The sequence below is a fragment of the Variovorax atrisoli 110B genome (assembly GCF_000382045.1).
Classification (GTDB): Bacteria; Pseudomonadota; Gammaproteobacteria; order Burkholderiales; family Burkholderiaceae_C; genus Variovorax; species Variovorax atrisoli.
Genome location: NZ_KB907450.1, coordinates 1,215,613 through 1,238,790 on the forward strand (window position 1 = coordinate 1,215,613; position 23,178 = coordinate 1,238,790).

The window sequence follows — 23,178 nt, forward strand, 5'->3', positions numbered from 1 at the left end:
CTGCATCGGGGTGATCCCGTGCGGGTTTCCACGTAAGCATGAAGGCCTCGCAGAGAAGCCTTCGGCAAGGCTTCAGCGAGCCAGAAAAAGTATCGCGATATTGACCAGGAACGCGAGTGCCCAGACGGCGCTGCGCGCGCTGCCGACGCCCCTGATGTAGAGCGCGATGTAGATCACGCGAAGCACCACGTAGGCCACCGCGAGCATGTCGAGGCGCGCCTGCGCGGCGCCGAGCTGGTGCGCGATGACCACCGCGCCGATGAAGAACGGCAGGCCCTCGAAGCTGTTGGCCTGCGCACTGTTGGCGCGTGCACGCCAGCCACTCTGCTTCGCGGCCCATTCACGCGGATGCGTGTTGTCGCGCGGACCGAAGCTGCCCGCCTTGGCGATCCATGCCGCGACGTAGGGCAGCACGCAGGCGACGAGCACGCACCAGTAGGCGACGGTGAGCAGCGAGAGGGTCATCTGCCGATCTTCTACCTGCGATCCACCAGCGCATGCGCGATGGTGCCGAGATCGACGTACTCGAGCTCGCTGCCGGCCGGCACGCCGCGCGCGAGGCGCGTCACCCTGAGGCCGCGCTGCTTCAGCCCCTCGCCGATCACATGCGCCGTGGCCTCGCCTTCGGCGGTGAAGTTGGTCGCGAGGATGACCTCGCTCACCGTGCCGTCGCGCGCGCGGTCGAAGAGCTTCTGCAGCCCGATGTCATTCGGGCCCACGCCGTCGAGGGGACTGAGCTTGCCCATCAGCACGAAGTAATAGCCGCGGAAGGCGCCGGTGCGCTCGAGCGCGGCCTGGTCGGCCGGCGTCTCGACGACGCAGAGCTTGGTCGGGTCGCGCCGGGTGTCGAGGCAGACACTGCAGATCGGCGCCTCGGTGAAGGTGTTGCAGCGCTCGCAATGCCGCACCTGCCCAGCCGCCTGCTGCAAGGCGCGCGCGAGAAGCTGCGCACCCTCGCGGTCGTGCTGGAGCAGATGGAACGCCATGCGCGAGGCCGACTTGACGCCGACGCCGGGCAGGCGGCGCAGCGCATCGACCAGGGCGTCGAGCGAACTGGCGTCTGCCATCTATGCCTGCAGCCTGTTCAGAACGGCAGCTTCATGCCTGGGGGAAGACCCGGCATGCCGGCCGTGAGCTTGCCCATCTTCTGCTCGCTGGTTTCCTCGGCCTTGCGCACGGCGGCGTTGAAGGCAGCGGCCACGAGATCCTCGAGCATGTCCTTGTCGTCCGCCAGCAGGCTGGGGTCGATGGTGATGCGCTTGACGTCGTGCTTGCAGGTCATGACGACCTTGACGAGGCCGGCGCCGGATTCGCCTTCGACCTCGATGGTGGCCAGTTCTTCCTGGGCCTTCTTGAGGTTTTCCTGCATTGCCTGAGCCTGCTTCATGAGGCCGGCCAGTTGTCCTTTGTTGAACATCGTTGGTCCTGATCTGTCGGTTGGAAAGTGGGTGAAGGATACGGGAGACGCGAACTCAGGCCGGCTTGAGCGTGCCGGGGACGATCTTCGCGTCGAAATCGCGCATCAGCGCCTGCACCTCGGGGTCGCTCATGATGGCTTCCTCGGCCAGGCGCTGGCGCTCGTCGGCCGCCTGCCTGTTGCGGCGCGCGGGGCTGTCGACCACGCTGCCGACCTCGATGGCGAGCTTGACGCTGTGGCCCGCACCGTTGAGCGCCGCGGTGAGCTTCTCGCGGGCGGACGGCTGGTTGAGCGTCTCGCGCTCGATGCGCAGCAGCCACTGGTCGGTGTCGCGGCCCACCAGCTGCGACTGCAGCGCGAGCTCGCGCGCCAGCGCGGTGATGGCCTCCGCCGCGACCAGCTGCGTGACCGTGGCGTACCAGAAATCGCCGTCCTCGCTGGTCGGAATGGGGGTGAAGGTGCTGCGCGGCTCGTCGGCGCGCGGAGTGTCGCGGGCGCTAGGCGGCGGCTGCACGCGGATCGGCACGCCGACGACCTTGGCAGGCGCATCGCCATGGCTGTCGGCACGAGGATCGGCCTGCCGGGGTTCGTCCACCACAGCGAGGCGATGGCCTGCGGGAAGCGGTGCCGACTGCGCCGGGGCCGGCGCGACGGCAGGCTCCGCCGGAGGCCTGGCAGCAACGGGTGCAGAAGCGACGGGCGCCGGAGCCGGCGCAGGCGGCGAAACGCGCGCCGCGGGAGCCTGCGGCGCTGCGGCCGCGGCTTCATTCAGAGTTTTTTTTTCCGGGGTGGCCGTCGAGGCGGCCGCGCTGGAAGGCTTGAATGCCAGCAGCCGCAGCAGCACCATGGTCAGCGCGGCGTACTCGTCCGGGGCCAGGCCCAGCTCCCCACGGCCGTGCAGGCACAGGCTGTAGAGCAGCTGGGTCTCGTCGGCCGGCATCAGCGCCGCAAGGCGCGCGGTGTCGGCCGCGTCGGGGTCGGTGGCGGCATCTGCCGCCGCTTCCGCGCGGGAGGGCACGGCCTGCAGTACCGCCATGGCCTGCAGCACGGCCGTCATTTCCTCCAGCGTGGAGGCAGCGGACATGCCGTCGACGCGCAGTGCCTCGGAAGTCTCGACCACCGTCTTGCCGTCGCCCTGCGCCAGCGCCTCGATCAGTCGGAACACGTGGCCCCGATCGACGCTGCCGAGCATCTGGCGCACGCCGGCTTCGACGAGCTCGCCGTTGCCGAAAGCGATCGCCTGGTCGGTGAGCGAGAGCGCATCGCGCATCGAACCGCGCGCCGCCCGCGCCAGCAGGCGCAGCGCCTGCGGTTCGGCAGGAACGTTCTCGGTCTGCAGGACGGCTGTGAGGTGCTCGAGCACCGTCTCCGGCGCCATCGGCCGCAGGTTGAACTGCAGGCAGCGCGACAGCACCGTCACCGGCACCTTCTGCGGGTCGGTCGTGGCCAGCACGAACTTCAGGTACTCGGGGGGCTCCTCGAGCGTCTTGAGCATCGCGTTGAACGCGGTGTTCGTGAGCATGTGCACTTCGTCGATCATGAAGACCTTGAAGCGCCCCTGCACCGGCTTGTAGACCGCCTGTTCAAGCAGCGACTGCACCTCGTCCACGCCGCGGTTGGAGGCCGCGTCGAGTTCGGTGTAGTCCACGAAGCGGCCCGCATCGATGTCGCGGCAGGCCTGGCAGACGCCGCACGGCGTGGCAGTGATGCCGCCCTGCCCGTCCGGCCCCTGGCAGTTGAGCGACTTCGCCAGGATCCGCGAAACCGTGGTCTTGCCGACACCCCGGGTGCCGGTGAAGAGATAGGCGTGATGCAGGCGCTGAGTCGTCAGCGCGTTCTCGAGCGCCTGAACCACATGCCCCTGGCCGACCATCTCACCGAAGGTTTTCGGACGGAACTTGCGGGCGAGCACGAGATAAGACATTGCGGGCATTCTAAAAGGCACGAGGGACCCCTCCCGATAGCTCGGCAGGGCCTTTTCGCAGGACATCGAGGATCCGGGCTGCGCCGGTCCTCCGGTGTCGCCCCAGCAGGGGAATTGCCGAAGCGACACGAAGTGCGCCCGGCCCGGGGGGTTACAATACGCGCTGACGGGCCTCCCTGCATGGTGAAGTGGCCAACCGGGTCAGGTGGGGAACCAAGCAGCCCTAACTGCGTAGTCAGTGCCAGGGGTAAGGCTCGTCAACTTCTTCAGCGGTTTCGTTTCATTCCATGCGAAATGAAACGGGGCCCGCAAAAACAAATTTCCAGCAAAGAATCCGGCGCTGAGGCCTTCAAAGGCTCAGCCGCTGGATGGCGCCTCGCGCAGCCGCAGCGCCGCTGGCCATCGAAGCGGTCAGCAGGTAGCCGCCGGTCGGCGCTTCCCAGTCGAGCATCTCTCCCGCCACGAACACGCCTGGCAACGCCTTCGACATGAGCTGCGCATCCAGCGCATCGAAGCGCACGCCGCCCGCGGTGCTGATGGCCTCGTCGATCGGCCGAGCTGCGACGAGCTTCAGCGGCACTGCCTTGATGGTTGAAGCAAGCTCCTGCGGGTCGTGCATCGCCTCACGGCTCAGCGCCTCGTACAGCACGCCGGCCTTGATGCCTTCCAGGCCCAGCCTGCTCTTGAGATGGCTGCTGAGCGAACGCGCGCCGCGCGGATGCTTCACGGCCGCCAGCACCTGCTCGGCGCTGCGATCGGGCAGAAGGTCGAGCAGCAGCGTCGCGCTTCCCTTTTCGGCGATCTCGTCGCGCAGCAGGGCCGACGCCGCGTAGATCAGGCTGCCCTCGATGCCGGTCGCGGTCGCGACGAACTCACCCTTGCGCGCGAAGTGGCGTCCGTGGCTGTCGGTGAACGAGATCGCGACCGACTTGAAGGGCTGGCCGGCGAAGCGGCTGGAGAAATGCTCGCTCCAGCCCGCCCCATCGAAGCCGCAGTTGGCGGGCTGCAGCGGCGCGACATCCACCCCCTTCGCCTGCAGCCATGGAGCCCACGCGCCATCGGAACCCAACCGTGCCCAGCTCGCTCCGCCGAGTGCCAGCACGACGGCATCGGCGCTGGCCGTCACCTCGCCCGAGGGTGTCGCGAATCGCAGCGAAGCCGGATCGAGGGCCTCGTCGCCCACCCAGCGGTGCCGCATGTGGAACTGCACGCCCGCCGCGCGCAGCCGATGCAGCCAGGCGCGCAGCAGCGGCGCGGCCTTCATGTCGGTCGGAAACACGCGCCCCGAGGTGCCCACGAAGGTCTCGATGCCAAGGCCGGCCGCCCATTCGCGCACCTGCTGCGGCCCGAACCGCGCGAGCATCGGCTCCAGCTGCGCACGGCGCTCGCCGAAGCGGCTCATGAACGCATCGAAGGGCTCGGAGTGCGTGAGATTCAGCCCGCCGCGGCCGGCGAGCAGGAACTTGCGGCCCACCGAGGGCATCGCGTCGTAGACGTGCACCTGCGCGCCCGAGGCGCTCAATACTTCAGCCGCCATCAGGCCGGCGGGTCCGCCGCCGATGACGGCGACGGTCGGGGAAAGATTCATTCGAGATTCACCAGTTCGCCCTGCCCGGTGAGAAACGCGACACGCACGCTGGCACCGGGATAGGCATGTTGCACTGCCGCGCGATAGCGCTGCATCTGTGCGATCAGCGCGGCGTCCCGTTCGGGGCGCGCCGCGGATTTGTAGTCGAGCACCCACCAGACGCCGCTGTCGCGCTCGCGCACCAGCCGGTCGATGCGCAGGGTCTCGCCCTCGTGCACCAGCGTGACTTCATTGCCATGCCAGTCGACCCTGCGATCGTCCCACACCCAGGCCCCCTCGCCCGCGCGGATGCGCTGGGCCAGTGCGGCGGCACCACGCGCCTGCTGTGCATCGAGCAGGAATTCGCGGGCGGCGGCACGAACGTGCGCCGCCGGCAGCGGCTCGCCCGGTACCGCCCATTCGAGCAGGCGGTGCATGGCCTGCCCGAAGGCAGCGGCGCGGGCGTCGACGGTGGTGGTCGTGGCACCCGAGGCCTTCTTCGCGGGCGGCTCTTCCGCGGGCTCGGGCGCCTCGGGCATGCGCTTCATCGAAAAGCTCGCCGCGACGGTTTCGGCCGGCAGCGCGACCAGCGGCTCGTCGGCCTCGGTCGGCTCGCACAGCGGCTGCAGGCGCGACCACCAGCTGCCTTCGTTGGCGCGCGCAGGCTTCACCGACGAGAGCACCAGCCGCTCGCGTGCCCGCGTGACGGCGACGTAGAGGCCATTGAGCTCTTCGCGATGGCGCGCGCGCTGTTCTTCCTCGAGCAGCGAAGCGGCGCAGGCCGGCGGCGTCTTCTCGCTCGCCAGAAAGATGAAGCGCGTCGGCGCGCTGTCGCTGCCCTTCCACTCGACCAGCACGCCCATGGTCTGGGCGCGCGGCGGCGGGGCATCGCAGTCGAGCATGAGCACGGTGTCGGCCTCCAGCCCCTTGGCGCCGTGCACGGTCAGCAGTTGCACCGCCTCGGGTGCGGTCACGGTCGGGGCCCGCACGCCGCCGGCGCGCAGCGCGCGCACCAGCGCATAGGGCGTGACGAAGCGCGCGCCGTCGATGTCCAGCGAGGCCGACAGCACGCCGCGCAGGTTGGCCAGCGCGCCCTGCCGCATGGCGGCGGGAACGGCAGCGCCGAACTTCGCGAGCAGGTCGCCGTCGTGGAAGATCGCGTCGAGCGCGTCGTGGGGAGGCAGCGTCATCAGCCAGCGCTGCCAACGCTTGAGCCTCACGCCCGCCTCGACGAGCACGGGCGGCAGGCTCGCGTCCTTCTGGATCAGCGAGAACCAGCTCACCGGGCCGCGCTCGCGCTGACGCAGCGCGAGCTGCACCAGGGCCTCGTCGCCAATGCCGAACACCGGCGACTTCAGTGCCCTCGCCAAAGACAGATCGTGCGCGGGCGACACCAGTGCGTCGATCAGCGCGACCACGTCCTGCACCTCGGGGGCGTCGTACAAGTCGTTCTTCTCGGGCTGCTGCACGGGAATGTGGCGCTGGCGCAGCGCCTCCTGCATGGCCGACAGCCGGCTTCGCCGGCGCGCCAGCACCATGATGCGGCTGGGCTGCGTGCCGTCGGCGATGCGCTGCGCGACCCATCGCGCGGCCTGCTCGCATTCCTTCTGCAGCAGCTGCTCCTCGGGCAGCACGCGCGGAGTGACGAGGCTGTCGCGCCAGTGCAGCATGCCGTCGTCGGCGGGCGCTGCTTCGGCCGTATCGCCGCCGACCGCGTCGCGGTCGATGGCCGGCAGGTGCAGCAGCTCGCCGTCGTCGCGGCGCTCGGTGGTGTGGGCGCGGTAGCCGTCGAACTCGCCGGCTTCCTGCGCCGCCAGCATCGCCGCATTGACCAGCCCGACCACCGACTGCGCGTTGCGGTGCGTGTGGTCGCAGTTCAGCAGCTCGCCGTCGAGCCCTTCGCGCACGAACCTCTTCGCGGCGATGAACACCTGAGGCTCGGCGCGGCGGAAGCGGTAGATGCTCTGCTTCGGGTCGCCCACGATGAACACGCGCGGCGCACGGCCCTGCGCACCGGTGTAGGCGCTGAGCCAGCCGTAGAGCGCCTGCCACTGCAGCGGATTGGTGTCCTGGAACTCGTCGATCAAGAGGTGCGCGATGCGCGCGTCGAGCCGCTCCTGCACCCAGCCCGAGAGCGCCGACTGGCCCAGCAGCAGCAGCGCCGCCTGTTCGACGTCGTTCATGTCGACCCAGCCGTGCGCGCGCTTCACGTCGGCGAAGGCAGCGATCAGCAGGCGCGTGAGGCGCGTCATGCGCTGCTGGTAGAGCCAGGCGGCGTGCTGCGACTGCGCAGCGCACAGCACCTGAAGTTCGGCCTCGGCCTCCTGCGCAGCGGGGAACTTCTGCAGGTTCTTGTTGAGGCGGTCCTCCGTCGCCACGAAGAAGTTCTTGCGCAGATGGGCGAGCGCGGCGACCAGCGCATCGCCGGCCGGCTCTCCCGTGCCGAACACGTCGATGATGGCCTCGGCGGCCCTCTGCGGCGTCTTGTTGCTCTCGCGGCCCAGGGCGGAGGCGCGGTCGAGCCAGCGTCGGCGGACCTGTTCGCCGCGCAATGAGTCGGTCGGCTCGTCCAGTCCTTCGAGCGCCGGGTACATCGCGCTGAAATGCTGCACCGCGTGCTCCGCATCGGACAGCGAGAACTCCACGCGCTTGGACAGCGCCTCGCCCAGCGCCTTGGCCGTCTGCGAGCGGCCGTGCGTGGCGACGACGGCGTAGTAGTCGGCCAGCGCCTCCCTGTCGGCGGTCACGGCCTCGAAGAAAGGCCGCCACGTGCGGCTGCGCGCCTCCGCGTCGTCCTCGAGCAGTTCGTAGTTCGAGGGCAGGCCCAGCTCCCGCAGCACGGCGAGCGGCGCGTTGCGCAGCAGGCCCGCGAACCAGGCGTGGAAGGTGCGGAACTGCACCGGCCGCCCGCCTTCGAGCAGGCGCCGGTAGAGGCCCTTGAGACGCGGCACCGCGGCCGATGCCGCCGCAGGCTCCATGCCGCGCATCACCAACTGGGCGACCAGGTCTTCCTGCGGGCGTTCGGCGAAGTCCTCCAGCCACTGGTCGAGGCGCTCGCGCATCTCGCCCGCGGCCTTCTTCGTGAAGGTGATGGCCAGGATCTCGTGCGGCTCGCAGGCAGCCTCGCCTTCCTCGAGCAGCGCACGCAGGATGCGCGAGACCAGCATCCAGGTCTTGCCCGCGCCGGCGCAGGCTTCCACTGCCACCGAGCGGCGCGGATCGCAGGCGACGGTGTAGAAGGCCTCGCGCGTGACGTGGCGGCCGTTGTGTTCGTAGGCTGCGCCGTTCATTGGGTGTCGCCTCCGGCAGCTTCGACGCCCGGCGGCGGCGCCGCCTCGTCCCAGAAGTCCTTGCGGCACAGGCCGCGTGCGGCGCAGTACTCGCAGACCGCGCCTTCGCCCAGCGGCGGCAGCGACGCGCCCTGACCGATGCGCCTGAAGTCCTCGATGATGCCGGCCACCAGCGCATCGCGCGCCTCGACCACGGCCGGCTGCTCGACGGTCTGCGTGCCGGCGGCCTTCTCGCCCACGTTCACGTAGGCCGCGCGCAGGGTGTCGTCGGCCACCAGAGCGGCGTAGAAGGCCAGCTGGGTGTCTTCGGTGGGGTCCTTCACGCGCTCCTTGCTCACCGTGGCGGACTCGGTCTTGTAGTCGATCACGAAGGCCTGGCCGTCCGGCATGCGGTCGATGCGGTCCAGCCGGCCGATCAGGCGCAGGTCGCCCAGCGGCTGCTCCTTCCAGGGCTCGGACTCGGCGAATACCGCGCCGCTCGCCTCGTGCCCCGTGAGCCAGTTCAGGTAGCCGTCGCGCACGGCGGGCCATGCTGCGGCGAAAGGCAGGAACTCCGCGTCGGAAAGCCCGAGTTCCTGCGTAGAGCGGCGGGCAGCCTCCTCGATGAGGACGATGCGCTCCTGCGCATCCTGCGTCGGCGCCTCGGCCAGCGCCTCGTGGAAGTGGCCGAGCACGGCATGCAGCCAGTTGCCGAAGTCGCGCTTGTCGACCTCGGCATCGAGCTCGTCGGCACTGCGCAGGCCCAGCTGGCGCAATGCGAAGAAGCGATAGGGACAGCGGCGAAGGTCCTCGTACACGCTGGTGGAGATGTTCTGCAGCGGCAGGAGTGCGCCGGAGGGCGTCGGGTATCCGGTCGGTCTGAGGGCCACCTCGCGCGGCGCGCGCGGGTCGGCCGAGGGCTGCAGCGTGTGGTCGAGCTGCAGCGCCTGCACCAGCGGGCTGGGCCGCACGGGCTCGCCGCTGGCGTCGGAATGGCGCCAGATCAGCTCGCACGAGGGGTTGTGCAGCGCCGCGGCCCAGGCCGCGCGCTGGGCGGCTTCAAGCGCCTCGCGCGATGGCAGTCCGAGTTCGAGGCGCTGGGCAGCGCTCCAGTTGCCGGGTGGTTCGGGCGATGCAGGCAGGCGGCGATCGTCGCAGCCCGGGATGACCACGGCGCCGAAGGACCGGCCCAGCAGCTGGTAGAGCGGCAGCACCACGACCCGGGGAGACTGGTCGCCTGCCGGGGGCACGAAGCTGGCGTCCTCGAGCACGTCGCGGACCCAGGCGGTGAACTCGGCCAGCGTGTGGCGGCCGCCGGGGAACTCGTCTTCGTCGTCGCCATGCGCGCCGGCGTCGAGCCAGAGCGCACCGATCACCTTGCCGCCGGCCAGGTCTTCTTCGAGCAGGCCCCACTGGCCGCTGGCCTCCAGCAGCTCGCGCAGTGCGCGCAACCACTCGGCCAGGGGGCGCGCGCGGGCCATGGGCGCACGGCGGGCCTCGATGGCCTCGGTGAACACAAGCAGCGCGGTGTCCTTCGACTTCTCGCTGCGGGCCATCAGGCTGCACCAGGTCGACCAGTCGCGCATCGCCTCCTGACGCAGGCGGGCCTCGAGCGAATGGACGATGGGCGAATCGCCCTCGGCGCCGCTCTTGAGCCATTCGAGCACCTGGTCGCTGGAAGCGTCATGGGCGCAGGCGCGCAGCGCACTCATCAGCGTGGCGGCGGCGCGCGTCGTCGAGAGCTTCCAGCCCGTTTCGTCGTGCGTGACGACACCCTGCGCGGCGAGCTGGGCGCTGATGCGGCGCGTGAGCGCGCGATCGGTCGCCACCAGCGCGACGGGAGCACGGTCTTCGGCGAGATGGCGCAGCACGCAGGCGGCGGCAAGCTCGGCCTCGTCCTCGGGGTCCAGGGCGACGTGCGAGGCACATGTCTGAATGGGTGTCCCCGAAGGCACGAGCGAAAGATGAAGCGCGCGGTCGCCCCAGAGCTTGCACAGCGACTGCGTGAGCGCATCGGCCTGGAAGCCCTCCAGCACGATCAGCCCATCGACCTGGGCCCGCGTGGATTCGCGCTGCAGCACGTCGGTGGCGTAGCCCGAGGTCGAGGTCCATGCGACGGCGATGCGGATCAGCGCGCTCTCGATGCGGAACCACTCCGACTCGCTGCCGGCATCGGCCACGCTGGCGGCGCGAAGAGCCCATTCACCGCCCCGCTCTTCCGGCGTTACCGCGGCAGCCAGGGGGCCGAGCTGATAGGCGAGCTCGACGACCCGGCCGGCCAGGGCGAAGCGCTCCGCATGGAAGCCCGCCTGCGACAGCAGCGCCTGGGCCGTGACCAAGTCGCGCGCCATGTCGTGGGCGATGTCGTAGCCCATGGGCACGAAGCCGCCCGCACTGCGGGCCCAGTTGTGGGTGGTTTCGAAGCGAGGCACGAAGCCGGGGCTGCCGCAGCGCGCCCACATGGCCCGCGCCACGCCCATCAGCTGCGCATAGGGCACCAGCACCACGGTGCGGGCGGCATGCAGTTCGCGCTCCACGAGAGCGCGGACGATCCGCGCGACGATGCCGTCGGCGGGGTCGCACCAAAGGGCCTGCACGGGGTGGCCATCGTTCATGTCGTTCTGTCGAGGGGTATGGAGCGCTTCGCGCAAGGGCTTTGGCTATCGCTGCCATAGCGTCTCCATTCGGAACGCCACCCCTTGGTTTCTGTCACAATGACCAGCACTTTAGCTGCACCGAAACTCTCTGCGCACAAGGATTCACACATGGCCAGCGAACTCATCAAACACATCTCCGATTCCTCCTTCGAGGCCGACGTGCTCAAGTCCAGCCAGCCCGTACTGGTCGACTACTGGGCCGAATGGTGCGGCCCCTGCAAGATGATCGCCCCCATCCTGGACGAGGTGTCGACCGCCTATGAAGGCAAGCTGAAGATCGCCAAGCTCAACGTGGACGAGAACCGCGACATCCCCGCCAAGTTCGGCATCCGCGGCATCCCCACCCTGATGCTGTTCAAGGACGGCCAACTGGCCGCCACCAAGGTCGGCGCAATGAGCAAGGCTCAGCTCACGGCCTTCATCGACCAGCAGCTCGCCTGAGCGACATTTGAACCGGCCAGCGCGCAATGCGTTGGCCGGCGCGTTTTTCCTGTCATAATCTCTTCCAGTTCACCGGTCCTTCTGCATAGAGGCAACCGGTTCGAGTTCCCCGGTTGGTGAAGCAGTTCTCGCTTCACACCCAACCTCCCCCCGTTTTCCGTTCGATTGCCCCACGAGGGGTCATTCCATGCACTTAAACGAACTCAAGGCACTCCACGTGTCTGAAGTCCTCAAGCAGGCTGAAGCGCTTGAGATCGAAAACGTTGGCCGCATGCGCAAGCAGGAGCTGATGTTCGCGATCATCAAGAAGCGCGCCAAGGCCGGCGAGCAGGTCTTCGCCGACGGCGTGCTCGAAATACTGCCAGACGGCTTCGGCTTCCTGCGCAGCCCCGACACCAGCTTCACGGCCAGCACGGACGACATCTACATCTCGCCCAGCCAGGTGCGCCGCTTCAACCTGCACACCGGCGACATGATCGAAGGCGAGGTGCGCACGCCCAAGGACGGCGAGCGCTACTTCGCGCTGACCAAGCTCGACAAGGTCAACAACGGGCCGCCGGAGCAGAACAAGCACAAGGTGATGTTCGAGAACCTGACGCCCCTGTTCCCCAAGGAGCAGATGCGGCTCGAGCGGGACGGCATCAAGGGCGACGAGAACATCACCGGCCGGATCATCGACATCATCGCCCCCATCGGCAAAGGCCAGCGCGCCCTGCTCGTGGCGCCGCCCAAGAGCGGCAAGACGGTGATGATGCAGCACATCGCCCACGCCATCAGCGCCAACTATCCCGACGTGCACATGATGGTGCTGCTGGTCGACGAGCGCCCCGAGGAAGTGACCGAAATGCAGCGCACGGTGAAGGGCGAGGTCATTGCCTCGACCTTCGACGAGCCCGCCGCGCGCCACGTGCACGTGGCCGAGATGGTCATCGAGCGAGCCAAGCGCCTGGTCGAGCTCAAGAAGGACGTGGTGATCCTGCTCGACTCCATCACCCGCCTGGCCCGCGCCTACAACAACGTCGTGCCCTCGTCGGGCAAGGTGCTGACCGGCGGCGTCGACGCCAACGCGCTGCAGCGTCCCAAGCGCTTCCTGGGCGCGGCGCGCAACGTGGAGGAAGGCGGCTCGCTGACCATCATCGGCACCGCACTGATCGACACCGGCAGCCGCATGGACGAAGTGATCTTCGAAGAGTTCAAGGGCACCGGCAACTCCGAAATCCACCTCGACCGCCGCCTCTACGAGAAGCGCGTGTTCCCCTCGATCCAGCTCAACCGCAGCGGCACGCGCCGCGAGGAACTGCTGCTGGCGCCCGAGATCCTCCAGAAGACCCGCATCCTGCGCCAGCTCATGTACAACATGGACGAGATCGAGTCGATGGAGCTGATGCTCAAGAACATGAAGGCGACGAAGACCAATGTCGAGTTCTTCGACATGATGCGTCGCGGCGGGTAACTGTTGCCCGCCTCCAGGCTGCGTGCACTTGGTGTCGCTACGCCTGCCCCCTGTCGGGGGCGGTGCCGACTGACCGGCAGAGCCGGATCAGTGGCACCCCACGAATGAATGCCCGCCTTGTGCGGGCATTTTTCATGTGCGGATCGCTCGGCCCTCTCGAGCGCTTTGGCGGCCGAGGTCGAGCAACTCCATGAGGGCGACAGCCTGCTCGGGCGGCACCGGATTGGAGCCTTGCCCGAGGATGGCATCGCGAACCGCGGCGTAATAGTCGACGTAGTTGCCGGCCCGCGTGGGAATGCTTCGCCTGGTGAAGGTCCCGCCGGGCCCTGCCAGCGATAGCTCTCCGTCCAGCGGATCGGCGCCCCACCCTTCGGCGGGCGGCCGCTGCCCGGCACGCAGAGCGTCTTCCTGCGTATCGACGCCGTGCTTGACGTAGCTCCCGAGCGTGCCGTGGACGATGTAGCGCGGCGCCGCGTGAGCCGCCAGCGTCGTCGAATGCAGCACCACGCGCAGCGGTGCGTGCGAGCCTGTCTCATAGCGCAACACGGCATGGAAATAGTCCTCGACCACGGCGCCGTCGCGCAGGACCGCCGTGTCGAGCTGGATCGTGTCGGGACGGCCGAAAAGCTGCACCGTCTGATCGACCAGATGGGAACCCAGATCGACCCAGAGGCCCGCGCCAGGCACCGCCTGTTCGCGCCAACGCTCCTTCACTTCGGGGCGGAAACGGTCGAAATGGGACTCCAGGTACACAGGGCGACCCAGCTCGCCGGAAGCGAGGAGTTCCTTGAGGGTCAGGAAATCGGAATCGAAGCGGCGGTTCTGGTAGACCGCCAGGAGCCGATTGTTGCGCCGTGACAACAATTCGAGCTCCCTCGCTTCGGCCACGTCGAGCGTGAAGGGCTTGTCGACCACGACGTGCTTGCCAGCCTCCAGCGCCGCCTTGGCGACCGGATGGTGCTGGGCGTTGGGCGTGGCAACCACGATCAGGTCGATGTCGGGACGGGCCACAAGCGCGGACACATCCGGCACGACCGCCACGCCGGGCCAGTCTGCATGCACCTTGTGCGGCTGCGAACTGGCCACGGCCGCCAGCTCCAGCCCCGGAACGGCCGAAAGAACGGGGGCGTGGAAGGTCTGGCCGGCAAATCCATAGCCGACGAGGCCCGCGCGCAGGGGGCTGGAAGTCATTGGGCGCCTTCGGTTTGCTCGAAAATGGGGCAGTATGCGATAATCGCTGGCTCCGCGAAAAGTGCGGTCAGGCAGCTTCGCCTGGCTCCTCGGGTCTCCCCCGGGCAGCGCGCCACTGATGGCACGCTGGTGGCTCTCGCATCGACCGCGCATTGATTCCAAAAGCGCAAAAGGAAACACCATGGCAAAAGAAGGCATCCACCCGAATTACCGCGAAGTCCTGTTCGTCGACATGTCGAACGGCTTCAAGTTCGTGACCCGTTCGTGCGCGAACACCAAGGAAATGGGCAAGACCGACGACGGTCGTGAGCTGCCGCTGTTCAAGCTCGATACCACGAGCGAATCGCACCCGTTCTACACCGGCACGCAGAAGTCGGTCGACAACATGGGCGGCCGCGTCGAGAAGTTCCGCAACCGCTTCGGCAAGACCACCGGCGCCGCCTCGAAGTAAGGTACGCGCTTTTGCGTCGAGGGCAGCCCGGTTTACCGCGCTGCCCTTTTTCTTTCCCGCTCCTGCCTCTTCCGTCCACTTGAACCAGCCCACCCCCGCGATCGTTGCCCAGAGCGCCGTGCGCCGGCTTCCGCGCATCGCATTGCTGCTGCTCTGTGCGGCCTATCTGCTACCGGGGCTGGTCGGCCGGGGCCCCTGGAAGAGCGCCGACATCACCGCCTTCGGCTACATGGCCGAACTGGCCCACAGCACCGAAGGCATCGCGCGCTGGTTCGATCCGATGCTGCTGGGCCTGCGTCCGGAAACGCCGGCGCTGGTTCCGTACTGGATCGGCGCACTGGCCATCAAGATCGCCCCCTCGTGGGTCAACCCGGACCTGGCCGTCCGGGTCGCGTTCGCCTTCCTGCTCTGGGGCACCTTCACCGCCACCTGGTATGCGGTGTACTACCTGGCCCGCACCGCGCGGGCCCAGCCCCTGGCCTTCGCCTTCGGCGGCGAGGCCCGGCCGACCGACTATGCGCGTGCGATCGCCGACGGCGGCCTGCTCGCGCTGATCGCCTGCCTCGGCCTCGCGCAGCTCGGCCACGAGACCACGCCCGCGCTGGCCCAGCTCTTCTTCTCTTCGAGCCTCTTCTATGGCGTGGCCGCCCTGCCCTATCGCCGGGCCGGCCCGGTGATCGCGCTCACCGTGGGCACCCTGGGCATCACCCTGAGCGGCGCGCCCACCGTCGGGCTCGCGCTGGCCATCGGCAGCGTGATCTACGTCGCGTACGAGCGCAGGCTGGCGGCGAGGTCCGCCGGCGAAGACTTCGGCATCGACGATGAAAGCGTCGGCCCCGGCTACACGCGGGGGGGCCTTCTCACGATGATCGGCATCACCGCGCTCGCCGCGGTACTGGTCTTCAGCCTGAAGCTGCCGACGTGGAAGATCACCGTGATGGGCAACACGCTGGTGAGTGACTTGCGCGGCCAGGCCAAGCTGCTGGTCTGGTTCACATGGCCGGTCTGGCCGCTCGCCATCTGGACGCTGTGGCGCTGGCGGCGGCAGCTCACTGCGCGCCACGTCGCGCTGCCCTTCTGGTTCGCGCTGGTACCGCTGGCCGCCACCTGGACCACCGATTACTCCGACCGCTCGCTGCTGCTGGCCCTGCCTGCCTTCGCCACGCTCGCGGCGTTCGCATTGCCCACCTTCAGGCGCAGCGCCTCCGCGCTGATCGACTGGTTCAACGTTCTCTTCTTCAGCGGACTCGCCGTGCTGGGCTGGATCTACTGGATCGCGATGCAGACGGGTGTGCCGCCAAAACCCGCGGCCAGCGTCGCGCGGCTGGTGCCCGGCTTCGTGCCCGAGTTCTCGCCGATCGCGGTGGTGCTCGCAGTGGCCGCCACGATCGCCTGGTGCTGGCTGGTGCGCTGGCGCACCGGACGGCACCGCGCCGCGCTCTGGAAGACGCTGGTGCTGCCGGCCGGCGGCACCGCGCTTTGCTGGATGCTGCTGATGACGCTGTGGCTGCCGCCGATCGACTATGCGCGCAGCTACGTGCCGCAGATCCGCGCCGTGGCCGAGCGCGTGGGCCAGCCGCGCTGCATCGCGGAACTGGCGCTGAGCCGACCGCACATCGCGGCGCTGCGCCATCACGGCAACTTCAACGTGCAGCCGCTGCTGCTGGGCACCGACTGCCCATGGCTGCTGGCCAGCCCCGAGACGATCGAGCGCCTGCACACCATCATCCCGTTCGACCAGTGGCGCTTCGCCGGCACGCTGCGCCGCCCGAGCAGCGCGGCCGACGACCTCCTGCTCTACCAGAAGATCACGCCGCAGTGAGGAGCGAACGTGCCCTGATCGCGCGGCACGCGGGCACGGTGCTCGTCGGGCAGCTGGCGGTGATGGCCTTCGGCGTGACCGACACCATCATCGCGGGCCGCTACTCGGAGCATGCGCTGGCCGCGCTGTCCGTCGGCGCCGCGGTCTTCGTCAGCGTCTACGTGTCCCTGATGGGCGTGCTGCAGGCGCTGCTGCCGGTCTGGGCCGAATTGCACGGCGGCGGGCGCGGCGGCGAGGTGGGCCGGTCGGTGCGGCAATCGCTGTACCTGGCGGCCATCGCCATCGTCATCGGAATGGCGATCCTGCTGCTGCCAGGGTCGGTCCTGCGATGGACCCAGGTGCCCGCGGAGATGCGCGGCGAAGTCGAGGCCTACCTCGCGGTGCTGGCCTTCGCGCTGGCGCCCGCCCTTCTCTTTCGCCTGTTCAGCACGCTCAACCAGAGCCTGGGCAGGCCTCAGCTCGTGACCTGGCTGCAGCTGGGCTCACTCGGCGTGAAGCTGCCCTTGTCGATCTGGTTCACCTTCGGTGGCGCGGGCCTCCCGGCCATGGGACTGGTGGGCTGCGGCTGGGCCACGCTGTGCGTGAACTGGACCATGCTCGGCTGCGCCGTCTGGCTGCTGCGCAACCGGCCGTTCTATGGCGACTACGGTCTCTGGAAGCGCATCGAGGCGCCCGACTGGCAGCAGATCCGGAAGTTCGCGCGACTCGGCGTGCCCGGCGGCCTGGCGGTGCTGGTCGAAGTCACTTCGTTCACGCTGATGGCGCTGTTCATCGCCCGGCTCGGCACCGCCGCAGCGGCGGCGCACCAGATCGCGTCGAACCTGCTGGCGGTGGCCTACATGACACCGCTGTCGCTGGGCATCGCCACCAGTGCCCGCGTGAGCTTCTGGCTGGGTGCCGGCGATGAAGCGAAGGCGCGGCTCGCCTGCCGCAAGGGCTTCGGTCTGACCGCGCTGTGCGCGCTTGTCTATGCCGCGGCCATGGTCGTGCTGCGCGACGAACTCGCCAACGTGTATTCCGACAACCCAGCCGTCATCGCGATGGCGGCATCGCTGCTGCTCGCCGTCGCGGCTTATCACGTGGCCGATGCCGTGCAGACCTTCTGCGTGTTCGTGCTGCGCTGCTACCGGGTCACGCTCGCGCCGCTGGTGATCTACTGCACGATGCTGTGGGGCGTGGGCCTGGGCGGCAGCTACCTGCTCGCCTATCGTGGCCTCGGCCCGTGGGAGGCGATGCAGTCGCCGTTGGCGTTCTGGATCATGAGCGCCGCGGCGCTCGCACTGACCGCCCTGCTGTTCGGCGCGCTGCTGCGCTGGACGATGCGCCGGCGCGCGAAACGCAAGTAGCAGGAAGGCGAAGAAGGCCCCGAGGGCCTACCTGGCCATCACGCGCGCTTCCCGCACGCGCGCCGCCGGAAAGACCAGCGCGAAGCGGGACCCCTTGCCGACGGTGCTCTCGATGCGCAGCTCCGCGCCGTGCCGCTGGGCGATGTGCTTGACGATCGCCAGTCCCAGCCCCGTGCCGCCGGTTTCGCGCGAGCGGCTGCGGTCGATGCGATAGAAGCGCTCGGTGAGGCGCGGAATGTGCTCCGCAGCGATGCCGGGGCCCGTGTCCTTCACGGCGTACTCGCCGCGCCCGTCCGGCAGCACCCGCCAGCTGACGGCGACTTCGCCGCCACCCGGCGTGTAGCGGATGGCATTGCTCAGCAGGTTCGACATCGCGCTCTGCAGCTCGGTCGGCGCGCCGGACACCTCCGACTCGGCTTCCACGGTGAACGACAGGCGGTGCCCCTGCGGCGTCAGCCGTCCCGAGAGGCCGCGCCCCTCGTCCTCGCACTGCGCGAAAAGCGCGCGAATGCGAATCCACTGGCTGCCCGAGGGCGGCGCGCTGCCTTCGAGCCGCGACAGCGTCAGCAGGTCGTTCACCAGCGTCTCCATGCGGTGGGACTGCTGCCCCATCAGCGACAGATAGCGCGTGCGCTCGTCGGCATCGAGCGGCAGGTTCTGCAGCGTCTCGACGAAGCCTGCCAGCACCGTCAGCGGCGTGCGGATCTCGTGCGACACGTTCGCCACGAAATCGCGGCGCATCGCCTCGGCCTGCTCGAGCGCGGTGATGTCGCGGGTGAGCAGCATGCGGCGGTTGCCGGCATAGGGGTGCACCTGCACCGAGAGCCGTACCGGATGACTGCGCTGGTGGCCATGGCCCAGCCCCGGGCCGTCGATGACGACGTCGCGGCTGTAGTTCCAGGACGCGAGGTACGCGACGAAGGCGGGATCGCGCACGAGGTTCGCCAGATGCTGCGCCAGGTCGCGCTCGGCATCGATGCCGAACTGGCTGGCCGCCGTCTGGTTGCACCATTCGATGCGCCCCTGCTCGTCGAGCAGCACCACGCCGTTAGGCGACGCCTGGATCGCCGCAAGGAACTCCTGCAGGCGATCTTCGGCCTGCCGGGTCTGTTGCTCGCGGTCGCGCAGCAGCTTGCGGATGCGCTCGGAGAGTTCGCCCCAGACACCCGGCCAGCGAGATGGCAGGCCGGCAGCGTCGTTGCGCAGGATGCGCAGCAGCCGATCGGCGCGCCACGCATCCAGCGCCAGCCAGATCACCGCGCCGAGCCAGGCACCCAGCCAGCCGAATTTCCAGCCGAAGATGCCGGCGGCGCCCGCGCCTGCTGCCAGGGACGCTATTAAAAAGGTAGCGATGCGGAAAGGCATGGCGGGCGATTATCCGCGCCCGCGGCCAAGGGAAGCCACGGCGCTCAAACCGTGACTTGGGCGGTCAGCCGGTAGCCCGCTCCGCGGACGGTCTCGACCATCGGCGCGGCGGCACCCAGCGATTCGCGCAGGCGCTTGACGTGCACGTCGACCGTGCGCTCCTCGATGTAGACGTGGTCGCCCCACACCTTGTCGAGCAGCTGCGCACGGCTGTGCACGCGCTCGGCATGCTGCATCAGGTAGGCCAGCAGCTTGAATTCGGTCGGGCCGACCTTCAGCGCATTGCCCTGCCAGGTCACGCGGTGCGTGGAGGTGTCGAGGGCCAGCTCGCCGATCTCCACCCGCTCCGTGACCACTTCCGGCGCCCGGCGGCGCAGCACGGCGCGGATCCGGGCGAGCATTTCCTGCGTGGAGAACGGCTTGGTGATGTAGTCGTCGGCGCCGGCGTCGAGACCGGCGACCTTGTCGGGTTCGTCGCCGCGCGCGGTCAGCATCAGGATCGGGATGGCCTTGGTGCGCGGGTCCTTGCGCCACTGGCGCGCGAGCTGCAGGCCGCTCTGGCCCGGCAGCATCCAGTCGAGCAGGATCAGATCCGGCAGGAAGGCGTCGATCTCGCGCTGGGCCGCGACGCCATCTTCCGACCAGATCGGCTCGAAGCCGTTGTGGCGCAGGTTGACGGCGATCAGCTCGGCGATCGAGGACTCGTCTTCGACGATCAGGACTCGGGGTTTCTTCATGCTTTTCTTGGGAGTCTTGCCGCAGCCGTTACTGCAGCGCGGACTCGATTTCCTGCATCGAAGTGTGCCGCACATCGGCACCCTTGACGATGTAGATGATGAATTCGGCGATGTTCTTCGCGTGGTCGCCGATGCGTTCGATGGCCTTGGCCAGGAACAGCAGGTCCAGGCTGGCCGAGATGGTGCGCGGGTCTTCCATCATGTAGGTGACCAGCTTGCGCACGAAGCCGTCGAACTCCTTGTCGATCAGGTCGTCGTCCTTCAGGATCGACACGGCCGCTGCCGTATCGAGCCGTGCGAAGGCGTCGAGCGCCTTGCGCAGCAGGCCCGCGGCGAGGTCGGCGGCGATGCGCAGCTCGGTGGTCGGCAGCTGGCGGGCGGCGCCGCTCTCGATGATCGACTTGACCATGCGCGCGATCTTGTTGGCCTCGTCGCCCACGCGCTCGAGGTTGGCGGTCGTCTTGCTGATGGCGATCAGCAGGCGCAGGTCGCGCGCGGTCGGCTGGCGGCGCGCGATGATGGACGACAGTTCGCGGTCGATGTCGATCTCCATCGCATTGACGCGGTGCTCGGTTTCCATCACGCGGTTGGCCGCCTCGGGGTCGAACTGCAGCAGTGCATAGACGGCCTGGTTGATCTGCGACTCGACCATGCCGCCGAGCTCCATCACGCGCGACGAAACGCCGTTGAGCTCGCTGTCGAACTGGCTGGAGAGATGTTTCTCGGTCATGTTGTCTCCTTTGACTTCAACCGAAACGGCCGGTGATGTAGTCCTCGGTCTCCTTGCGCTGCGGCTTGAAGAACATCTGTTCGGTCGCGCCGAACTCGATCAGGTCGCCGAGGTACATGTAGGCGGTGTAGTCGCTGCAGCGCGCGGCCTGCTGCATGTTGTGCGTCACGATGACCACCGTGTATTCGTTCTTGAGTTCGGCGATCAGCTCCTCGATCTTCGCGGTCGAGATCGGGTCGAGCGCCGAGCAGGGCTCGTCGAGCAGCAGCACTTCGGGCTTGATCGCGATGCCGCGCGCGATGCACAGGCGCTGCTGCTGGCCGCCGGACAGGCCCGAGCCGCTTTGCTGCAGCTTGTCGCGCACCTCGGTCCACAGGGCCGCCTTCTTCAGGGCCCATTCGACGCGATCGTCCATTTCGCTGGCCGAGAGGTTCTCGAACAGCTTCACGCCGAAGGCGATGTTGTCGTAGATCGACATCGGGAACGGCGTCGGCTTCTGGAACACCATGCCGACCTTGGCGCGGATCAGCGCCACGTCCTGCTTCGAAGTGAGGAGGTTCTCCCCGTCCAGCGCGATGGTGCCTTCGGCACGCTGCTCCGGATAGAGCTCGAACATGCGGTTGAAGGTGCGCAGCAGGGTCGACTTGCCGCAGCCCGAAGGGCCGATGAAGGCGGTGACCTTGTTCTCGGGAATCTCGAGGTTGATGCCCTTGAGCGCGTGGAACTTGCCGTAGTAGAAGTTCAGGTCCTTGACCGAGATCTTCGAGCGCGTCGGTTGTGCGACAGTGTTTGGCATTTGTTGTCTTCTTCCGGATTCAATGTTTGTTGCGCGTCAGGACCCGCGCCAGGATGTTGAGGGCAAGCACGGCGATCGTGATCAGGAACACGCCGGCCCATGCCAGCTGCTGCCAGTTCTCGTAGGGGCTCATCGCGAACTTGAAGATCGTGACCGGCAGGCTGGCCATCGGCTGGCTCACGTCGGCGGTCCAGAACTGGTTGTTCAGCGCAGTGAAGAGCAGCGGCGCGGTTTCGCCGGCAATGCGCGCCACGGCCAGCAGCACACCAGTGACCACACCGGCGCGGGCGGCGCGCAGCGTGATGTTGGTGATGACGCGCCACTTCGGCGTGCCCAGCGCGTAGGCCGCTTCGCGCAGGCCCGGCGGCACCAGCTGCAGCATGTTCTCGGTGGTGCGGATGACCACCGGAATCACGATCAGCGCGAGTGCGATGGCACCGGCAAGACCCGAGAAGGTCTTGAAGTAGGCCACCACCACGGCATAGACGAACAGGCCGATCACGATCGACGGCGCCGACAGCAGGATGTCGTTGACGAAGCGCGTGACCGAAGAGAGCAGGCCCTTGGGGTTGTACTCGGCCAGGTAGATGCCGGCCATGATGCCGATGGGCGTGCCCACGAAGGTGGCCAGCATCACCATCACGAACGAGCCGAAGATCGCATTCGCGATGCCGCCCGCCTCGTTCGGCGGCGGCGTCATCTGCGTAAACGTGGCGATGGCCAGGCCGCCCACGCCCTGGCGCAGCGTTTCCCAGAGGATCCAGATCAGCCAGAACACGCCGAAGGCCATCGCGGCGAGCGAAAGCGTGAGCGCGATCTTGTTGACGCGGTTGCGCGCGGCGAACTTGGCCTGGCGCGTTTCGGCCAGTGCCTTGGCCACGAGAAGGTTCTGGGCGGTGCTCACGACTTGGTTCCTTCGCTCTTCTTCATACGGGCCAGCAGCATCTTGGAGAGCGACAGCACGACGAAGGTGATGAAGAAAAGCACGAGGCCGAGGTACATCAGCGCGGCCTGGTGCAGGCCGGCGCCGGCTTCGGCGAATTCGTTGGCGAGTGCCGAGGTGATGCTGTTCGCAGCCTCGAACACGGAAAGGGAGTTGAGCTGGTTCATGTTGCCGATCACGAACGTGACTGCCATCGTTTCACCCAGCGCCCGGCCGAGGCCGAGCATGATGCCGCCAATGACGCCGGCCTTGGTATAGGGCAGCACCACCTTGGAAACAACCTCCCAGGTGGTGGAGCCGAGCCCGTAGGCCGACTCCTTCAGCAGCGGCGGGGTCACCTCGAACACGTCGCGCATCACCGAAGCGATGAACGGGATGATCATGATCGCGAGGATGATGCCGGCCGAAAGAATGCCGATGCCCACCGGCGGGCCGGACACCAGCGCGCCGAGGTAGGGCACGCCGGAAAGAAGCTTCTGCAGCGGCTGCTGCACCCAGGTCGACAGGATCGGCCCGAACACCAGCAGGCCCCACATGCCATAGACGATGGAGGGCACCGCAGCCAGGAGTTCGATGGCCGTGCCCAGCGGACGCTTGAGCCAGCTGGGCGAGAGTTCGGTGAGGAAGAGCGCGATGCCGAAGCTCACCGGCACCGCGATCACCAGCGCGATGATCGAGGTGGCCAGCGTGCCGTAGATCATGACCAGGCCGCCGTACTCGTCCTTGACCGGATCCCACACGCTGCTCGTGAGGAAGCCGAGGCCGTACTTCGAGATGGCAGGCCAGGCGCCGGCAACCAGCGACAGCAGGATGCCGATGAGCATCGCCAGCGTCAGCAAGGCGGCGCCCTTGGCGGCCCAGCCGAACAGCCGGTCGGCCATCGGGCCGGAACGCGGTGCCTTCACAGGCGGCGGAGGTGCGGTGGCACGACCGCGCTCGGCCGCGAGGTCGAGGGAGGTGGTGGCGGCGGGAAAGGTGGATGACACGGGTCGCTCCGGCAAAGACGAAAGCGGCGCGTCCTCGAGCGAAGAGTTGCTCATGGGCGCGCCGTTCTGGACTGGTGGGTAGG

19 protein-coding genes and 1 other RNA gene are annotated in these 23,178 nt (G+C 68.2%); 6 read left to right on the top strand and 14 right to left on the bottom strand.

Going from position 1 to position 23,178, the window contains the following annotated elements; all coding sequences use genetic code 11:
- Positions 1 to 72: 72 nt before the first annotated feature.
- Genes G369_RS0105760 through dnaX form a run of 4 tightly spaced genes read right to left on the bottom strand, consistent with a single transcriptional unit; the run spans position 73 to position 3,341 of the window.
- Positions 73 to 465 carry an MAPEG family protein gene (locus G369_RS0105760; protein WP_019653032.1) on the bottom strand — a complete coding sequence of 131 codons (393 nt, stop codon included), beginning with the start codon at positions 463 to 465 and terminating at the stop codon, positions 73 to 75.
- 11 nt (positions 466 to 476) lie between these two features.
- Positions 477 to 1,067, bottom strand: coding sequence for a recombination mediator RecR (gene recR / locus G369_RS0105765; RefSeq protein ID WP_019653033.1), 591 nt, complete (start codon positions 1,065 to 1,067; stop codon positions 477 to 479).
- A 17-nt stretch (positions 1,068 to 1,084) separates the two neighbouring features.
- Positions 1,085 to 1,417, bottom strand: coding sequence for a YbaB/EbfC family nucleoid-associated protein (locus G369_RS0105770; RefSeq protein ID WP_019653034.1), 333 nt, complete (start codon positions 1,415 to 1,417; stop codon positions 1,085 to 1,087).
- A 55-nt stretch (positions 1,418 to 1,472) separates the two neighbouring features.
- Positions 1,473 to 3,341: a DNA polymerase III subunit gamma/tau gene (dnaX, locus tag G369_RS0105775; protein WP_019653035.1), complete on the bottom strand. Its 1,869-nt coding sequence runs from the start codon at positions 3,339 to 3,341 to the stop codon at positions 1,473 to 1,475.
- 165 nt (positions 3,342 to 3,506) lie between these two features.
- Here dnaX and ffs point away from each other — a divergent pair.
- Positions 3,507 to 3,603: signal recognition particle sRNA small type (gene ffs / locus G369_RS37325), an RNA gene on the top strand.
- A gap of 87 nt (positions 3,604 to 3,690) precedes the next feature.
- On the opposite strand, the gene G369_RS0105780 is transcribed toward ffs, so the two are convergent.
- From G369_RS0105780 to G369_RS0105790, 3 genes are read right to left on the bottom strand one after another with little or no spacing between them, the layout of a single operon-like run.
- A complete protein-coding gene (locus G369_RS0105780; RefSeq protein WP_019653036.1) occupies positions 3,691 to 4,929 on the bottom strand; it encodes a TIGR03862 family flavoprotein in 1,239 nt (412 codons plus the stop codon).
- Positions 4,926 to 8,198, bottom strand: coding sequence for a UvrD-helicase domain-containing protein (locus tag G369_RS0105785; RefSeq protein WP_019653037.1), 3,273 nt, complete (start codon positions 8,196 to 8,198; stop codon positions 4,926 to 4,928). Before G369_RS0105785 ends, G369_RS0105780 begins: the two co-directional genes overlap by 4 nt.
- Entirely contained in the window at positions 8,195 to 10,792 is a 2,598-nt protein-coding gene (locus G369_RS0105790) for a PD-(D/E)XK nuclease family protein (RefSeq protein ID WP_019653038.1), read from the bottom strand. Before G369_RS0105790 ends, G369_RS0105785 begins: the two co-directional genes overlap by 4 nt.
- A gap of 150 nt (positions 10,793 to 10,942) precedes the next feature.
- On the opposite strand from G369_RS0105790, the gene trxA reads away from it, so the two are divergent.
- Together trxA and rho are read left to right on the top strand one after the other, a co-directional pair.
- The gene (gene trxA, locus G369_RS0105795; RefSeq protein ID WP_019653039.1) at positions 10,943 to 11,275 is read left to right on the top strand and encodes a thioredoxin TrxA; all 333 of its coding nucleotides are present in this window, start codon (positions 10,943 to 10,945) and stop codon (positions 11,273 to 11,275) included.
- A 187-nt stretch (positions 11,276 to 11,462) separates the two neighbouring features.
- Positions 11,463 to 12,728 carry a transcription termination factor Rho gene (gene rho / locus G369_RS0105800; protein WP_019653040.1) on the top strand — a complete coding sequence of 422 codons (1,266 nt, stop codon included), beginning with the start codon at positions 11,463 to 11,465 and terminating at the stop codon, positions 12,726 to 12,728.
- A 132-nt stretch (positions 12,729 to 12,860) separates the two neighbouring features.
- Here the strand turns inward: rho and G369_RS0105805 are convergent, their stop codons facing one another.
- The gene (locus G369_RS0105805) at positions 12,861 to 13,919 is read right to left on the bottom strand and encodes an oxidoreductase (RefSeq protein WP_019653041.1); all 1,059 of its coding nucleotides are present in this window, start codon (positions 13,917 to 13,919) and stop codon (positions 12,861 to 12,863) included.
- 181 nt (positions 13,920 to 14,100) lie between these two features.
- On the opposite strand from G369_RS0105805, the gene G369_RS0105810 reads away from it, so the two are divergent.
- The 3 genes from G369_RS0105810 (at position 14,101) to G369_RS0105820 (ending at position 17,538) form a co-directional block, all read left to right on the top strand.
- Positions 14,101 to 14,370: a type B 50S ribosomal protein L31 gene (locus G369_RS0105810; protein ID WP_019653042.1), complete on the top strand. Its 270-nt coding sequence runs from the start codon at positions 14,101 to 14,103 to the stop codon at positions 14,368 to 14,370.
- A gap of 79 nt (positions 14,371 to 14,449) precedes the next feature.
- A complete protein-coding gene (locus G369_RS0105815) occupies positions 14,450 to 16,192 on the top strand; it encodes a membrane protein (protein WP_019653043.1) in 1,743 nt (580 codons plus the stop codon).
- Positions 16,189 to 17,538, top strand: coding sequence for an MATE family efflux transporter (locus G369_RS0105820; RefSeq protein ID WP_019653044.1), 1,350 nt, complete (start codon positions 16,189 to 16,191; stop codon positions 17,536 to 17,538). Before G369_RS0105815 ends, G369_RS0105820 begins: the two co-directional genes overlap by 4 nt.
- Before the next feature lie 27 nt (positions 17,539 to 17,565).
- Here G369_RS0105820 and phoR read toward each other — a convergent pair whose 3' ends face one another.
- Genes phoR through pstC form a run of 6 tightly spaced genes read right to left on the bottom strand, consistent with a single transcriptional unit; the run spans position 17,566 to position 23,149 of the window.
- Positions 17,566 to 18,903 carry a phosphate regulon sensor histidine kinase PhoR gene (gene phoR, locus G369_RS0105825; RefSeq protein ID WP_019653045.1) on the bottom strand — a complete coding sequence of 446 codons (1,338 nt, stop codon included), beginning with the start codon at positions 18,901 to 18,903 and terminating at the stop codon, positions 17,566 to 17,568.
- Positions 18,904 to 18,947: 44 nt separating this feature from the next.
- Positions 18,948 to 19,640 carry a phosphate regulon transcriptional regulator PhoB gene (gene phoB, locus G369_RS0105830; RefSeq protein WP_019653046.1) on the bottom strand — a complete coding sequence of 231 codons (693 nt, stop codon included), beginning with the start codon at positions 19,638 to 19,640 and terminating at the stop codon, positions 18,948 to 18,950.
- A 28-nt stretch (positions 19,641 to 19,668) separates the two neighbouring features.
- The gene (gene phoU / locus G369_RS0105835) at positions 19,669 to 20,370 is read right to left on the bottom strand and encodes a phosphate signaling complex protein PhoU (protein WP_019653047.1); all 702 of its coding nucleotides are present in this window, start codon (positions 20,368 to 20,370) and stop codon (positions 19,669 to 19,671) included.
- Positions 20,371 to 20,386: 16 nt separating this feature from the next.
- The gene (gene pstB / locus G369_RS0105840; RefSeq protein WP_019653048.1) at positions 20,387 to 21,166 is read right to left on the bottom strand and encodes a phosphate ABC transporter ATP-binding protein PstB; all 780 of its coding nucleotides are present in this window, start codon (positions 21,164 to 21,166) and stop codon (positions 20,387 to 20,389) included.
- Positions 21,167 to 21,185: 19 nt separating this feature from the next.
- Positions 21,186 to 22,070, bottom strand: a complete 885-nt coding sequence (gene pstA / locus G369_RS0105845; protein ID WP_019653049.1) for a phosphate ABC transporter permease PstA — start codon at positions 22,068 to 22,070, stop codon at positions 21,186 to 21,188.
- Complete coding sequence (gene pstC / locus G369_RS0105850) at positions 22,067 to 23,149, bottom strand: phosphate ABC transporter permease subunit PstC (protein ID WP_019653050.1); 1,083 nt, start codon at positions 23,147 to 23,149, stop codon at positions 22,067 to 22,069. Before pstC ends, pstA begins: the two co-directional genes overlap by 4 nt.
- Between the last annotated feature and the right edge of the window lie 29 nt (positions 23,150 to 23,178).